1 protein-coding gene is annotated in these 1,037 nt (G+C 67.7%); it reads right to left on the bottom strand.

Annotated features, from left to right (window positions below; translation table 11 throughout):
- Window positions 1-104: 104 nt before the first annotated feature.
- Window positions 105-854: a 2,3-diphosphoglycerate-dependent phosphoglycerate mutase gene (gene gpmA / locus JCM9942_RS16685; protein WP_054660958.1), complete on the bottom strand. Its 750-nt coding sequence runs from the start codon at window positions 852-854 to the stop codon at window positions 105-107.
- Window positions 855-1,037 lie beyond the last annotated feature (183 nt).

The raw sequence follows: 1,037 nt of genomic DNA, 5'->3' as shown, positions 1-1,037 counted from the left end.
CGGCGCGCCCCGGCACACCGGAAGGCCGCGCCGGGGCGGCGCTGCCGTAAACGACGACACCCGGCATCGGCCGGGTGTCGTGAGGGGATTGCAGGACGTGTTACTTACCGGGCCTTGGCCTGGTTGGCCACGGCCTCGGCAGCCTTTTTGGCCGCTTCCGGATCGCCCAGGTAACGGAACGACTGCACCGCCAGGTCGTCATCCAGCTCGAACAGCAGCGGAATGCCGGTAGGGATGTTGAGCTCGAGGATTTCTTCCTTGCTCACGTTGTTGAGGTACTTGTACAGCGCGCGCAGCGAGTTGCCGTGGGCGGTGACCAGCACGGTCTTGCCGTCCTTGAGCTGCGGGGCAATGGCATCAAACCAGTACGGCAGCACGCGATCGAGCGTGGTGGCCAGCGATTCGGTGGCCGGCAGCGCGTTGCGGTCCAGGCCGGCGTAGCGGCGGTCGTGGCTGGGATGGCCCGGATCGGCCAGGTCCATGGGCGGCGGCGGGATGTCATAGGAACGGCGCCACACCTTGACCTGGTCCTCGCCGTGCTTGGCGGCGGTCTCGGCCTTGTCCAGGCCCTGCAGGCCACCGTAATGACGCTCGTTCAGACGCCAGGATTTGGCAACCGGCAGCCAGTCCTGGCCCATCTCGGCCAGCGCGCCCTGCAGGGTGTGGATGGCACGCTTGAGCACGGAGGTGTGGGCGACATCGAACTGCAGCCCTTCTTCCTTCATCAAGCGGCCGGCGGTGGCGGCCTCCTGGCGGCCCTGCTCGGTGAGATCGACATCGACCCAGCCGGTGAAACGGTTGTCGAGGTTCCACTGGCTTTGGCCATGGCGCAACAGCACGAGTTTACGGGTCACAGCAGAGGTCTCCGGAGGTGGGGTAGGCGCTGGATTGTAGCCGCTTCACGCGGAGTGGCCGCGCACGCCACGCCGCCTTGATCGGGGCCGTGCCATGCTGCCGGCATGCTCGACACCGCCTTGCCCCCGCTGCCCGAGCGGCCGACCCCGGAAGATCTGCGTGCGCTGCGGGCCCTGCAGAGC

The organism is Stenotrophomonas pictorum JCM 9942 (assembly GCF_001310775.1).
GTDB classification, from domain to species: Bacteria; Pseudomonadota; Gammaproteobacteria; order Xanthomonadales; family Xanthomonadaceae; genus Stenotrophomonas; species Stenotrophomonas pictorum.
The sequence above is the reverse complement of the archived record's forward strand: the minus strand, read 5'-3'. Positions and strand labels throughout refer to the sequence as shown.